The organism is Exiguobacterium sp. K1 (genome assembly GCF_033721435.1).
Lineage (GTDB): Bacteria > Bacillota > Bacilli > Exiguobacteriales > Exiguobacteriaceae > Exiguobacterium_A > Exiguobacterium_A artemiae.
The window spans coordinates 784,556-797,589 of the sequence record NZ_JAOTIT010000001.1 but is presented as its reverse complement, the minus strand read 5'-3'; the positions used below and the strand labels follow the sequence as shown (position 1 = coordinate 797,589).

The 13,034-nt window shown below is 46.4% G+C and carries 19 protein-coding genes and 1 pseudogene; 11 read left to right on the top strand and 9 right to left on the bottom strand.

Features of this window, described 5'->3' with window-relative positions; translation table 11 throughout:
* Nucleotides 1–32 precede the first annotated feature (32 nt).
* Nucleotides 33–1,343, top strand: coding sequence for a nitrous oxide reductase family maturation protein NosD (locus tag N7U64_RS04075; RefSeq protein ID WP_318928598.1), 1,311 nt, complete (start codon nt 33–35; stop codon nt 1,341–1,343).
* Nucleotides 1,344–1,413: 70 nt separating this feature from the next.
* On the opposite strand, the gene N7U64_RS04070 is transcribed toward N7U64_RS04075, so the two are convergent.
* Nucleotides 1,414–1,629, bottom strand: a complete 216-nt coding sequence (locus tag N7U64_RS04070) for a hypothetical protein (RefSeq protein ID WP_318928597.1) — start codon at nt 1,627–1,629, stop codon at nt 1,414–1,416.
* Nucleotides 1,630–1,765: 136 nt separating this feature from the next.
* Here N7U64_RS04070 and N7U64_RS04065 point away from each other — a divergent pair, with 136 nt between their 5' ends.
* The 4 genes from N7U64_RS04065 to N7U64_RS04050 are packed head-to-tail and all read left to right on the top strand — an operon-like array spanning nt 1,766 to nt 3,475.
* On the top strand, nt 1,766–1,954 hold the full coding sequence (locus tag N7U64_RS04065; protein ID WP_188004345.1) for a PspC domain-containing protein: 189 nt from the start codon (nt 1,766–1,768) through the stop codon (nt 1,952–1,954).
* A gap of 27 nt (nt 1,955–1,981) precedes the next feature.
* A complete protein-coding gene (locus N7U64_RS04060) occupies nt 1,982–2,161 on the top strand; it encodes a hypothetical protein (RefSeq protein ID WP_318928596.1) in 180 nt (59 codons plus the stop codon).
* Nucleotides 2,162–2,216: 55 nt separating this feature from the next.
* Nucleotides 2,217–3,002 carry a hypothetical protein gene (locus N7U64_RS04055; protein ID WP_318928595.1) on the top strand — a complete coding sequence of 262 codons (786 nt, stop codon included), beginning with the start codon at nt 2,217–2,219 and terminating at the stop codon, nt 3,000–3,002.
* Nucleotides 2,999–3,475 carry a VOC family protein gene (locus N7U64_RS04050; protein ID WP_318928594.1) on the top strand — a complete coding sequence of 159 codons (477 nt, stop codon included), beginning with the start codon at nt 2,999–3,001 and terminating at the stop codon, nt 3,473–3,475. The genes N7U64_RS04055 and N7U64_RS04050 overlap by 4 nt, the downstream gene beginning before the upstream one ends.
* Before the next feature lie 47 nt (nt 3,476–3,522).
* Here the strand turns inward: N7U64_RS04050 and N7U64_RS04045 are convergent, their stop codons facing one another.
* Both N7U64_RS04045 and N7U64_RS04040 read right to left on the bottom strand, forming a co-directional pair.
* Nucleotides 3,523–4,038 carry a DUF2812 domain-containing protein gene (locus N7U64_RS04045; RefSeq protein ID WP_165871621.1) on the bottom strand — a complete coding sequence of 172 codons (516 nt, stop codon included), beginning with the start codon at nt 4,036–4,038 and terminating at the stop codon, nt 3,523–3,525.
* Entirely contained in the window at nt 4,010–4,351 is a 342-nt protein-coding gene (locus tag N7U64_RS04040; RefSeq protein WP_318928593.1) for a PadR family transcriptional regulator, read from the bottom strand. The genes N7U64_RS04045 and N7U64_RS04040 overlap by 29 nt, the downstream gene beginning before the upstream one ends.
* A 238-nt stretch (nt 4,352–4,589) precedes the next feature.
* Between N7U64_RS04040 and N7U64_RS04035 the strand changes: the two genes are divergently transcribed.
* On the top strand, nt 4,590–5,501 hold the full coding sequence (locus N7U64_RS04035; protein WP_318928592.1) for a methyl-accepting chemotaxis protein: 912 nt from the start codon (nt 4,590–4,592) through the stop codon (nt 5,499–5,501).
* A gap of 492 nt (nt 5,502–5,993) precedes the next feature.
* Here the strand turns inward: N7U64_RS04035 and N7U64_RS04030 are convergent, their stop codons facing one another.
* A complete protein-coding gene (locus N7U64_RS04030) occupies nt 5,994–6,674 on the bottom strand; it encodes a hypothetical protein (protein ID WP_318928591.1) in 681 nt (226 codons plus the stop codon).
* A gap of 58 nt (nt 6,675–6,732) precedes the next feature.
* Between N7U64_RS04030 and N7U64_RS15385 the strand changes: the two are divergent.
* Nucleotides 6,733–6,960, top strand: a pseudogene (locus tag N7U64_RS15385) (IS3 family transposase); the annotation flags it as partial.
* On the opposite strand, the gene N7U64_RS04025 reads toward N7U64_RS15385, so the two are convergent.
* From N7U64_RS04025 to N7U64_RS04015, 3 genes are all read right to left on the bottom strand, one after another.
* Nucleotides 6,905–7,357, bottom strand: a complete 453-nt coding sequence (locus tag N7U64_RS04025) for a GNAT family N-acetyltransferase (RefSeq protein ID WP_318928807.1) — start codon at nt 7,355–7,357, stop codon at nt 6,905–6,907. The pseudogene N7U64_RS15385 and the gene N7U64_RS04025 overlap by 56 nt on opposite strands.
* A 133-nt stretch (nt 7,358–7,490) precedes the next feature.
* Nucleotides 7,491–8,699: an MFS transporter gene (locus tag N7U64_RS04020; protein WP_318928590.1), complete on the bottom strand. Its 1,209-nt coding sequence runs from the start codon at nt 8,697–8,699 to the stop codon at nt 7,491–7,493.
* On the bottom strand, nt 8,686–9,303 hold the full coding sequence (locus tag N7U64_RS04015) for an ArsR/SmtB family transcription factor (RefSeq protein ID WP_114595801.1): 618 nt from the start codon (nt 9,301–9,303) through the stop codon (nt 8,686–8,688). The genes N7U64_RS04020 and N7U64_RS04015 overlap by 14 nt, the downstream gene beginning before the upstream one ends.
* 162 nt (nt 9,304–9,465) lie before the next feature.
* On the opposite strand from N7U64_RS04015, the gene N7U64_RS04010 reads away from it, so the two are divergent.
* Nucleotides 9,466–9,885 carry an SRPBCC domain-containing protein gene (locus N7U64_RS04010; RefSeq protein ID WP_114595800.1) on the top strand — a complete coding sequence of 140 codons (420 nt, stop codon included), beginning with the start codon at nt 9,466–9,468 and terminating at the stop codon, nt 9,883–9,885.
* A 50-nt stretch (nt 9,886–9,935) separates the two neighbouring features.
* Here the strand turns inward: N7U64_RS04010 and N7U64_RS04005 are convergent, their stop codons facing one another.
* Nucleotides 9,936–11,021 (bottom strand): hypothetical protein, encoded by a 1,086-nt coding sequence (locus N7U64_RS04005; RefSeq protein ID WP_318928589.1) that lies wholly within the window; start codon nt 11,019–11,021, stop codon nt 9,936–9,938.
* Nucleotides 11,022–11,225: 204 nt separating this feature from the next.
* Here N7U64_RS04005 and N7U64_RS04000 point away from each other — a divergent pair, with 204 nt between their 5' ends.
* Complete coding sequence (locus N7U64_RS04000) at nt 11,226–11,771, top strand: PadR family transcriptional regulator (protein ID WP_131972695.1); 546 nt, start codon at nt 11,226–11,228, stop codon at nt 11,769–11,771.
* Nucleotides 11,768–12,235 (top strand): DUF4188 domain-containing protein, encoded by a 468-nt coding sequence (locus N7U64_RS03995; protein ID WP_318928588.1) that lies wholly within the window; start codon nt 11,768–11,770, stop codon nt 12,233–12,235. Before N7U64_RS04000 ends, N7U64_RS03995 begins: the two co-directional genes overlap by 4 nt.
* A gap of 47 nt (nt 12,236–12,282) precedes the next feature.
* On the opposite strand, the gene N7U64_RS03990 is transcribed toward N7U64_RS03995, so the two are convergent.
* Nucleotides 12,283–12,441 carry a DUF1272 domain-containing protein gene (locus tag N7U64_RS03990; RefSeq protein WP_081578956.1) on the bottom strand — a complete coding sequence of 53 codons (159 nt, stop codon included), beginning with the start codon at nt 12,439–12,441 and terminating at the stop codon, nt 12,283–12,285.
* Nucleotides 12,442–12,590: 149 nt separating this feature from the next.
* Between N7U64_RS03990 and N7U64_RS03985 the strand changes: the two genes are divergently transcribed.
* Nucleotides 12,591–13,034 (top strand): Lrp/AsnC family transcriptional regulator, encoded by a 444-nt coding sequence (locus N7U64_RS03985; RefSeq protein WP_318928587.1) that lies wholly within the window; start codon nt 12,591–12,593, stop codon nt 13,032–13,034.

Genomic DNA, 13,034 nt, shown 5'->3' with positions numbered 1-13,034 from the left:
TCTGATTAGGCGTCACAGGAAGGACGGATTACATGAAAAAACGTTTTATTCTCTTATTGTCACTCGGACTGTTTGGGTGTTCGGCGACCTGGCAACAAGAACCGGCGGAGTCGACAGCTGCAAAAAAAGTTCTCTATGTCGCGCCAGCCGGCAAGGATACGAATACCGGTTCCATCAAACAACCTTTGAAAACGCTGAAACGAGCCAGTCAGCTCGCGAAAGCCGGCACGACGGTGTACCTCCGCAACGGAACGTACAGGGAAGCGTTGACGGTCAAGCACAGCGGGACGAAACAAGCACCGGTCGTCTTCCGGAACTATCAACAGGAGAAAGTGGTGTTAAGCGGCAAGACGCTGAAGCAGAAAGACGGAGACACAGCGCTCGTCTGGATCGAGGACAAGCAGTACGTGACGATTCAAGGACTGGTGGTCGCTGACCTCAAGACGACGCGGACGAACGAGACTCCGATCGGAATTTTTGTGACGGGGACTGGCCGGAACATTCAACTGCTTCACAATCAGGTCCGACGAATTAAGACGCAGGCAAAGGACGGCAACGCCCACGGGATTGCGATTTATGGAACCGGTCGTTTAAAACAGATCACCGTCCGAGGGAACCGTGTCGAAGACAACCGGCTCGGGGCCAGCGAAGCATTGGTTCTGAACGGCAACATCGACGCATTCTCCGTCACGGGCAATACCGTCCGCCGGAACGATAACATCGGCATCGACTTAATTGGATATGAAGGGGTCGCAACGAATCTGGCGGAGGACTATGCACGGAACGGAACGATTGCCGGAAATCACGTCTCCGACAGTTCAAGTTACGGCAATCCGGTCTACGGCAAAGAGTACAATGCAGCCGGCATTTATGTCGACGGCGGCAAACAGCTGACGATTGAAAACAATACCGTCGAGCGGAATGATATCGGGATTGAAGTAACAAGTGAACATGCAAAGAAGTATGCGGAAGACATTACGGTCCGTGGAAATCTTGTCCAACAAAACCGGTTTACCGGTGTTTCAATCGGCGGATACGATAAAAAACGAGGTGGAACGAAACAGGTCCGGATTACAGGGAATCAGGTCTCCGGCAATGATACGAAAGGGCTCGAAGGGGGACAGCTGCTGGTCCAGCACGATGTCCGTAATAACCGGATCGACCACAATACATTTACGACGGGGCAAGACAATCTGTTTGTCGCCCACTTCTTTAAGACGAGCTCCGGGAATCAATTCGAACAGAACACCTATCGCTTGGCTAAAGGAACAGCGAAGCGTTGGATTTGGCAGGATCAAGAATACCGTACTCAAACCGCTTTTGAGCGGGCAGTCATACGATGAATGAAAAACAGACGTCATTCTTCTCCTTGAGGGAAGGTGACGTCTGTTTGTTTACCGGACTCGTATTTTTTTAAGCGTTGTAGCCGACGAACAGTGTGAAAAGCATTAAACAGGCTGAACCGATGATACAGGTCAGGCAGATGACGGTCGTAAAAATACGCAACGGCAACGGCAAGCTGACCTGTTTTTTCCAAACAACATACACGACGACGGCACTCGCCATCATCAGTAAAGCCAAAATCGAGAACGGTAACGCCCGTTCCTGAATCAAATAAAAAAGTTCCAATGTCTCACGTCCTTTCTGTCAGATTCCGAATCAAAGGGGCTGTCCCCTGCAAAATTGAACTCCATTACGCTATACTAATTATTGTAACATATGGATGGATCACCCAAAATGAAATTAAAGAAAGAAGGGGAGACGATTGGCACAATCACTACGCAGATCAGCAACAGATCGCTCGATTCAGGGGGTGTGCGGCGGACTCGCGGAACACTTCGGTATTTCGTCACTAGCCGTCCGTCTGATTTTCCTTGTCATTCCGCTTCCGATCAATTTAATCATTTACATGATTCTCGCTAACGCGATGGCGGATGCACCAAGAACGTTGTAAAACAAATGAACAAAAGGGGGCATGACGATGACGAACGGAAAGATTGCACTTCGTGTGTTAGGTGTTCTGATTGGTGCGATCGTCGGTTTACTGATTGTTTACGAAGCGAAGGGGACCTTTGATGTCAGTGTCCTACTCGGATTCGTGGCCGGTGCTTTGATTTTTGCCCTGATCAACATCATTTGGTTACGCGTTAAAAGATCTTAAACAGCAGGGGGAAATAGGCATAACTTACTTAATTTGTACGACGTGCGGGGTCCAGATGGATGAGAACGTAACACAGGACGACATCTGTCCGATTTGTACGGACGAGCGGCAATATGTGAATCCAAACGGTCAATCGTGGACGACACTTCCGGATATGATTTCGTCCGGTACATATCAGACGACCGTGACGGAGGAACAACCGGGACTTTCGAGTCTCGTCACGACACCGAAGTTCGGGATCGGGCAGACGGCTTATCTTGTCACGGGAACGAAACGAATTCTTTGGGACTGCATCACCTATCTCGATCAGGCGGTCATCGCGGAAATGGGACAGCTCGACGCGATGGCCTTATCGCATCCGCACTATTACGCGACCCAGGTCGAGTGGGCGGAAACGTTCGAAATTCCGCTGTACATTCATGAAGCGGACAAGGAATGGGTGACCCGGTCGAGTGACTGGATTGTCTTTTGGTCCGGTGACCGTTTGGAATTAGCTGACGATGTAGTGTTACACCGGATCGGCGGTCATTTTGACGGGGCGACCGTTCTCGAATGGACGACAGGCAACGACGGGCGCGGGATATTACTGACGGGAGATATCGTCCGTGTCGTCGCCGACCGGGCGTGGGTCAGCTTCATGTACAGTTATCCGAATCTGATTCCTTTACCGACAGCGACAGTCGCTGAAATGGCGTCCGCCCTAAAAGACGTCCGCTTTAATCAAATCTATGATGCTTTCCATAAAATCGTCGTTACGGATGCGAACGCCGCTGTCGCCCGTTCCGCCAGCCGCTACATCGAGGCGTTAAGTGGACACGTGAATGCACGTGAACGGCGATGATTCTTGGCCTATATGAAGCACATCTGCCCATCCGCGACTTACAGCAGTCCATCGCGTTTTATACGGGACTCGGATTAAAGCTTGATCACATCGTGGATGAAAAAATCGCCTTTCTCTGGATTGTCGAGGATCAGAGTTGGCTTGGTCTTTGGCAGACGGATCAAGTCGAACTGCCGTATCATCCGTCGATCCGGCATATCGCGTTTCACGTTTCGCTCGACGGCTTACGAGATTCGGTCCGTTGGCTGACGGAACGCGGGTTTACGCCGCGCAAAGCGTTTGGTTTTGAAGGAATGGAACCGTTCGTCATGCCGATTGCCCAGCATGCTCATGCGAAGATCCATTTTAACGATCCGGACGGCAACAGTCTCGAGTTCATCACGAAGCTCGACAATCCGCTCGGCGCACAAGATTACATGTACTTAAGCGAATGGGAACGATTATTGAACGAGCAAGGTTATACCTTGAAATAAGCAAAACCTCTTCGATTTACAATAAAATCGAAGAGGTTTTTTTGGTGTTAGAGCGACCGTAGATGCTTTTTAGTCCGGTAGATGATCGAGAAAATCGCTACAATCAACAGAACTTCAAGGACGGCGAATCCGATCATCACCGAAGCAGTCACAGGATGTGTCATCTCTTGTACGATATTTGGGATTAAAAACAAGGACAGCATCGAGATCAGTAAAAACAGTAGGGTGATCCAATACGTTTGGAGTTTCTTTTCTAAGTAGCGTTTGGTCGAGCTTGTATCCGTAAACAATTCAAAGGATTCTTCGGTACCGGCTTTCCGGTAGTATGCCCAAAAAGGATTGGCATGAACGATTTCGACACCTGTTTCTTCTAAAAAAGCGAAATACTCAGAACGGTTTGGCCGTTGAGTAATCATTTCATTCCGGTACGTATAGACCGTATCCTCCCGTTCAAACGTGTAGACGAACGGAGAAAACTTCGTCAGTTGCCAGCCTTTACGACTCATCTCATTGACCCAGCGTTCTTCCGTTTCATCATTTAGGTAAAGTTTGAATTTTTTCATCAGTTGCTCCTTTAAGTAAGTCGTTAGCATGCTGTAATACTTGCGACAGACGAGCCCGTTCTGCCAAACATACTTCATAGCCGGATGTTGTTAAACCATAAATTTTCTGGCGACCGGCTTCTTCGACAATTTTGATCCAACCTTTTTCAAGTAAATTTTTTAAGACCCCATACATCGTGCCTGGTCCCATTCGGACGCGCCCGTCTGTTAATTGTTCAATTTGTTGCATCATCGCGTATCCGTGTTTCGGTGTCGTCAACGAAAGCAAAACATAATACGTACTCTCGGTCAAAACTGATGTATCGTTCCTCAATGTATCGCCTCCCGATATAAATGATACATGATTGGAAAAAAGTTGTAAAGGATAAAAAATCTTCCTAAAAAAGACCTGCTTTGAGAAAGGGGTCAATGTTTTTCTGGATCTGATCAGATTGATGTGAAGCGAAAATGGGACTTGTTATGATGAGTGGCAGATAAAATATTTTTTCACAAAATAGTTTTGTTACTAAATGGATGAAATTTGAAATGATGACCTGAAGGAGATTAACCACGTGACGACACCTCAACTAGCAAACCCAACCCTTGCTTCTGCTGATATTCTGGAAGCCCTGACCCACAATGTCGCAATGATTCGTTTTGATACACAACGCCGGGTCGTTGATGTCAACGACTTGTTTGCCAAGACCATGAAGTACAAACGTGATGAGATGATTGGCATGCACCATCATCTGTTTTGCCGAGCGGATTTTGCAAGCAGTGAGGCATATCAGAAATTATGGAGCAAACTACTGGCCGGTTTCAGCTCGGCTGATAAAATCGAACGGATTGATGCCCGCGGCGATTCGATATGGCTCGAAGCAACTTATATGCCGATTTACGAAGCAAACCAAGTCGTCGGTGTCGTCAAGATTGCTTCTGATATCACGGATCGGCAGGAAACCATCCAAGAGTATGCGACGTCCTTTGCCGGCATCGCCACCGATTTGGATGACCGATCCACGCAAGGCAAACAGGAGAGCCGTCAACTGAAACAAACGATTGAGAAGATGGCAGACGATGCCAAGGAAAATTTACGGACCTTAACGAATCTGCAGGAACAATCTTCCGAGATCACAAAAATCACCGGGACGATCAAAGAGATTGCCGCCCAGACCAATTTATTGTCGCTGAACGCCTCGATCGAAGCAGCACGCGCCGGTGAGCACGGAAGCGGGTTTAATGTCGTCGCGACAGAAGTCCGTAACCTCTCAAAACTCGTTGAGCTCGCCGTCATTAACGTCCGCGACACGACGGAACAGATGAACAAGGAACTGGAGCGGATTCAACAGGGCATCACGCGGGCAAACGCCGATGCCTCGTCCAGTGTCTCCGTCATGGAAGAGACGTTGCAACGGTTTGAGACCGTCAGCGAATCGGCGCATGAACTGAATGAAACAGCAAAAAAATTCACGACAGTTATTTAAACGCAAAAGTCATGCCCTAAGCTCGGACATGACTTAATACTGAAGACAAGATGGTGGTTATTCTCTTTATTGAGAAGGGCCACTTTTTTGTCGCTTCGAATCGTTTTCTTGAGACACACTTTGCTGCATCAAACACTCCTTAAGACAATTGTCTAGTTTATTGTTGACAATCCATCTTCCTCCTGAGTCTCTGCGATGAAAAGATACTTAAAGTGCTGATATGATCAACGGTCCCTCACCAAAAGGTAAGAGACCGTTGTTGGCTAATTCGTCTAGCCTGCTCATGTATTAACATAGGTATAGAATACGACAGAAATCGTGTCAAATGCTTTGGAAATGCCATGTTGATAGATGGATTAGTCCGCTTCAGGTTGTTCCTGTTTATAGATTAAGTTCTTTCTTTAAAAAGGATATCAAATGCGTTGAACACGAGACTTTTGTCGTCATTGATGAAACATTTGAAGAAGTGATACAGGGATTACTCTTATAGATTTAATCTTCTAACTCATATTTTAAATCAGAAAAAGAACGACTTACCTTAAAATCGAGATTAATGAGAGTGTTTAAATCGTATTTCTGTTGTCGATAAATTTCTTTCATGAATTGCAAGAAGATATAGCGACAATTATATAAATCATCTCCAGTATCTTCTCTCATAGAAGCATAATCAATTTCTTCACCTAGCGAATCATAAACAATCGTTTCAAACTCTAAATTCGTATGCCACATAAAATCTAAAAATCCTTGTAGGACTGCTTTTTTATATGTATCTAATGAAAAAGTAGCCAAAATTTGATTTTTATAATGAAATTCCGCTATTTTTTTTGGATAGAAAAATCGAATGGTAAAATGAGAAGAAACTTCTTCGTTTTCATATTGTAGAGTCCAGTCTGATCTTTCAATGTCATATAAATCATTTGTTGATACACTCTTTATTAATAAATGCCAAAACATGTACAGCTCACTAACATGTGCGTTGAAAGGGAGTGGTTCACCATCTAAATAAAAAACGACTTTTCCTGAAGGATAGCCGTCAGATCGTCCAAATGCATAATTGAATACATCTTTATCTTCTGAATCAGTCATCTCTACAAATCCCGGATATTCCTGATTTTTATCTAGTTCTTCTTTTTCAGGAGGAATTTTAATATAACTTTTAATTTCTAAATTCATAATAAAATATTCCTTTCATTCATTAGTAACTAATTTATAGTTCACTTCAGAGTTTGTCAAAAAACGAGTGTTCTCGAGTTTGATGGAACTGAAACGTAAGTTACAGGATTACATAAATTGGTTCAACCACTTTCGCTATATGCAATCATTCGTTAAGAAAATTGTCTGGTTTAGTGCTGAAAATCCAATCAAGATAGACGAACTATTTTGGATGAAGAGCATAGAGACCTTTATACGTCTTGAGATAACCGAATCATATCTGTGCACCGGATACCGTTTTCCATAATGTCTTCTTCGTAATGCCGCAATAAGAAATTTAGATCAACTCCAACAATCCGAAATCCACATTTTTGATAAAGTGCCAACTGGCCAATGCTTGAATTTCCTGTCCCGATTTCGATGGTTGTGTAGCCCATCGCTTGCGCGGTTTGGATTGCATGTTTTAAGAGATATTTTCCGACGCCGTTACCTTGATACTTCTCGTCTACTGCAATATTTACGATTTCGATCGTTTGCGGTCTCGTGGGTAGAAGCACATGTACCCCAATCAGTTGATTCCTTGTTTCAGCTACGAAACAACGATCTCTTTTCAAATATTCTTCGATTAGTTTCTGAGACGGGTCCGCTAATAGCAAAAGCTCCATCGGAGGATTCTCATGAGCTGACAGTTGACGGATGTTTATATTCATACAGGCATCCTCCTCACGGATTAGTTTTGTTTCAATGGCTCATGATTCTTCGTTCCTGTTTATTCATTTCGACAAGTTAAAGTCATATACCCCCGAAACGGGCGGGACATGACTTTTTTTGACGCGTTCACCGAATCCGAACGAAGGCAGCACACACTACAATCAGGATACCGCAACTACACAAAAACAGAATCTGTTCGAGACGGACATCAAATGACAGCGAAAGAGACAAGGCCGCATAAGACAATGGAACCAAGCCGTTTGACGAGGCGTTGACAAGGCTCATGACCCGTCCCATCATCTGTGGCCGTGTCGTCGTTTGAATCGTCGTCAAAATCAGAACATTGATGATGGAGGAGATGCCTCCCATTGTCAGCAGCAGCAGAACGCCTTGCCAGACGTGTTCGATTTGTCCGAGTAACCCAAGACCGACTCCAAGCAGACCAATCAGCGACAGCAACAGGCGAAAAGATTGATTGATTAGGTTGCTGAAGCCGATCCAGGCGGCACCAAGCAGCATGCCGAGCTGATACGCGCCTTGGAGATAACTGAGGTCCAGGGCTTGACCTCCTAAAACCCGATCGACGAGTAACGGAATCCCCATCAGCAACGGACCAAAAAAGAAAAAGTTGATGATAATCAGCAGGAAGAGGATCCGTTTTAAGTATGGGTCGGCAAATACATAATGAAATCCTTGAGCAAGTTCAATCCGGGCAGATGTCCGAGTCGGATTGTCGATGGGATGTTCGCGAATGAAAAAGGTACCGAGCGATGCGAGCAAAAGAAACAGTGCAATCGTCAAAAATATGAAGTGGAACGATGAGAAGGTCAGCAGTACGCCGCCAAGCAACGGTCCGGAGAACAAGGCCATCTGATTGGAGGTTTGAAGAATTGAGTTGGCCCGCGTCAGATCTTCTTTTGAAACGAGAAGGGGCAACAGGGACGCACTGGCAGGGGAGAAAAAGGCATCGATGCAACCGAACGTAAACGCAAATAATGCAAGCGGAACAATCGTCAACAGCTCGAAGTGATAGACGGACAGCAACAGCAGAACAAAGGTAAATCGCAGCAGACTGGAATAGCGTAAAATGATCGATTTGTTGAACCGATCAGCAATGACACCGCCAAACATCATTAAAAAAATCCGCGGCAACAACGTCAACATCAAGACGAGACCTAAATACGCATCCAGTTTCAAGACGCGGAGGATATACCACTGCTCGGCAAATAAGTAGGTCGATAAGGCGAGGAAGGAACAGGTACTGGCGAGCCAAAGTGCTCGGAACGAACGATTCCGCAAGAGCGGGTGATGTGGTTTTTGCTCAGTTGCCTGCATGTCCTCCCTCCTCGTCCGCTTGAACTAACGGTGCATCAATCTCAAACGCCGTCGCCATCACGTAATACAATTTTTTATCTGTCTCATCCGTTGATGCATCGTGTTCGACTTCCTGCAACAGTTCCCGGTACCGTTTCGTAAACGTCAAGAATTGCTCAGGTGAAAGTCGGAGTTCTTGTTGGAACGACAGGCTTTCCCAGTCCTCTACGTCAGAGGAACGCGGGGCAAACGAGCGGTCAGGCGCCGTCAAGACACGTGTTTTCGCCCGGTCGAGGACCTCGACATAAGACTGGCGTGTCGCTTGTTTCGTCTCGACAAGATTCAGGAGATGATCAGCCGGAATGAATCCGCGGGCGACGGCCTGATAAAACTTCAATACATTTCCGCCTCGGATTTCTTCCTCGACGAGTTGAATCAACTGATACTTTTCGAGTTCACGCAGATGATACAAAATCTTTGCCCGTGAGACGTCAAGTTTTTGTGCCAATTGCTGGCCGGTATGTGGCTGTTCAATCAGATGCATCAGCATTTTTGTCCGCATCGGATCACTGATGACTTTGAGTTGTTCGTACTGTTCGAGAATCAAAATCGCCTGCTGTTCCATTATTAACACTCCCTTTTATTAACCGGTTAACTTTTATTAACTGTAAAGCTAGTATACCTGAATGATTGACAAAATAAACCATTTTTTAAAAGAAGGATTTGTTCAGTTAAAACAGAACGTTAAACAAAGAACAGATTCTGAACTTACAGAGGAGTGATTCATATGAACCAAGCTCAAGAAATTCAAATCCAGACCGTAATCCAACGTCCGGTCGCCGAAGTCTGGACGTATTGGACGGAACCGGAACACATCAAAGCATGGAATGCGGCTTCTGACGATTGGCATACGACGGAAGCGACGAATGATGTTCAAGCAGGTGGTCGTTTTTCCAGTCACATGGCGGCAAAAGACGGCAGTATGGGGTTTGACTTCTCGGGCGTCTATCAGGAAGTGATCCTGTATGAAAAACTGGCCTATACGCTCGACGACGGTCGGAATGTAACGGTACGGTTTACGGCGAACGGGGAGGAAACGGAAGTCGTGGAAACATTCGAGGCGGAGTCGATGAATCCGCCGGAAATGCAACAGGCCGGGTGGCAGGCGATTCTTGACCGCTTCAAGGCATACGCGGAACAACAGTGAATACGAGCACGATAAAAGCCCGTCCAATCTGGAACGGGCTTTTCTCATGTTCAGTTGTTGACTTGAATGATGCGGAAAGACACGGTTCCACCATCTTGGACGACGCTGTAACCAAGCCGACCATTTGTGAAAACCGGTTTCGAATACTCGCCTTCCTTATCCGTCAGTGGGACAACCGTCCCGTTTATCAGGTCCGCATAAAGGAGTTGATGCTGTTCTTCCCGGAAGACGATGTGATCCGGTGTCAGGAAACAAAAACCATCAAGGATGAAATACGGTTCCGGCGTCTTGTAACGATAGGACGTATGATTCGACACATGTGCTTGAAATCCCGCAGATCCTTCCGCGCCCGTCGCCAGATAATGCTGACCGTAGGCGAAATCAAACGGCATCGTCGTCTTTTTAATTGCTTTTCCGGAAAGCGTCGTATAGGCGGTCGTTTTTTCATCTGCTTTGTAGGTCGTTTGATCAAGAAGAATTCCCGCATCATCGTCCCGTAAGTACTGGGCATAGTCGCCGCTCCGGGTTGCTGTTTCTTTCACTGTCAGTGTTTTTTGTGTCGTGACGTACCCGGTCGCTGCATCATATTTCTGGACGAGTGACTGGGTCTTATCTTTCTGATTGATATGTTTGATCCAGGAGACATGTGCCGACGTGGCTTGCAAATCCGGATAAAAACGAGACGGTTCTGTTCCGTGGTCAAGTTGTTGAAGCGACCCGGTTGCTAAATCCATCACGTCGAGCGTCCAGTTGCTGTTTTTTCCGTTGTCCTGATAACGGATCCAGTACAGTTGTCGTCCGACGCCGACCAACTTATAGATGGTTTGGTTCGTTGAATAGAGTTTTTTCAGGTGCCGATCCGTCAGCGAGTAACGGAAAACCGAACTGCTTTTTTCGCTTGAGGCATAAAAGTACACGGCCGCTTCATCGATATAGCTTGGACCGGACAGGTAAGGGTAACGTTGATAGACATCTGTTAAGTCGTAATTCGTACTTGGTCCAAGTGTCGAAAAACCCTCACTGCGTATTAATTCTGTTGGTACCGGTACCGGCTGAATTGATTCCGTCTTCGGCTGACTGCATCCGGCAAGCAGCAGGACAAGGCTGAATAAGCTGAGTTTTAAAAAATAAGGCATAGCGGAAAACTCCCGTTCTGTTTTAAGAAAATGAAAACTCTATTAGTGTATAGGGAAATAAATCCATTCCCCTAAAAAAGAAGTGGGACTTACAAAAATGTAAGATAATTTTCTAACTATAAATATTCTGAATATTCGTTTAGTAACTGAAAGACCGGGAATATATATCTAAAAGATACTATCTAAAAGATATAGGAGCGACTTATGCCAAAAGAAAACATGACCCGGTATGCGATTTTAGGTTTACTGGCAAGCGGCTGTACGTCAGGCTACGAAATGAAACATACGATTGATACGAGTCTCAATCACTTTTGGAAGATCAGCTTCGGACAGGTCTATCCGATGCTGAAAACGTTGGTGCAGGAAGGATTGATCGTCGAAGAAACCGGAGAGGGGGATGACCGGAAGACGTTTGTTCTGACACCGGACGGCGAGGCGGAACTCGGACGCTGGGTCGAGGAGCCGACGACGGAACTTCCGGTCCAGCGGAATGAACTGTTGCTGAAACTCTATTTTGCCCGGCATGAATCAAAGGAGATGACGATTCAAAAAATCGACCAGCATGCTGCTCTGCTCCGGGAGCGATTGGAGACATACCAGATGATTGAACAATCGATTTTGGCCTACAAAGAAGCGGATGACGCCATGTATTGGCTGCTGACGCTTGATTACGGCAAACGCAAGACACAAGCACTGCTGGAATGGTGTGAAGCGTCCGTTCAGACACTCGAAGGAGGAACATCATCATGAAACGCGTGATCGCGACACCAAATGAAGACATCGTCGTATTCATCATCGGCTTACGGATCAACCGTCTGCGATCGGTCCGGAAATGGTGGCCGACCGTCCAGGCGATGACACCGATGATTGAGGAATGTTATGAGCAGCAGGTTGGTTTATTGTCGCATGAGATGCTCGTCGGTTGGCGGTCGGTTACGTTGATTCAGTATTGGCGTTCCTCCGACGCTCTGATTGCCTATTCGCACGGTCACCGTCACCTGACCGCGTGGAAAAAGTTTAATCAGTCGTCGCGGGCGAGTAACGCCGTCGGGATTTTCCATGAGACGTTTGAAATCAGCAACTATGAGACGATGTATGTCAATCTGCCGACACGGGGACTGGCGAAAGCGGTCGGAGAAAGTACGATTCAGAAACATCAGGAACAGGCGAAAGACCGCCTCGCGGAACGCAAGCCGGTGTCGACACGTGAATAACGAAAGTAGGGAGCGGACTCCAATGATCCGCTCCCTTGCTGTATGTATTACTGTTCTACCCGGACTAAGGTTTCCCCGCAGTTTTGACAAATCGAATTCATTGTCTCGGTACACTCTTTACAAAAGGTACAGTTGTGCGAACAGTGATACGTTTCCTGACCGTCTTCAAATGTCTCCGCACAGCGGGTACAGTTGGTTGCCTGCATGTCTTTCACCTCACTTATTTTTGATCTGTCTTTATTGTACGAAAGAAGAACGTGACCAGGCAGATAATTTTCCTTGCTTTTCAGTAGCTTCACCTGAAAATGAATGGTAATTTTAAGATATGTCTTCATAATATTAGGAGGGTTGAAAAATGGACGAAATTGATTACGCAATTATCCGTGCATTGCAGGCAGACGGGCGGATGTCCTGGACGGAACTCGGCAAAACGGTGGGTCTTTCGACGCCTGCTGTCAACGAACGCGTCAAAAAACTTGAGGACCGAGGTGTCATCGAAGGATACCGGGCCGTCATCAATCCCGTTGCGCTTGAAAAAACAATCATGGCGATTTTGATGTTCGAAGACACAAGATGCGACGCGTTTATCGCATTTTGCAAGAGTCATCCGAATGTAGTCGAGTGCCACCGGCTCGCCGGGACGTTTAACTTCATGGTCAAACTGTATACACCGTCGGTCGAGACATTGGAAACGTTTATCGACGCCTCGATGAGGTACGGCAAACCGTCGACCTGGATCCGCTTGTCGTCACCCGTTGCGTTTAAAGCGTTTACGGTCGGGGACGGTGTTTTGATTTAA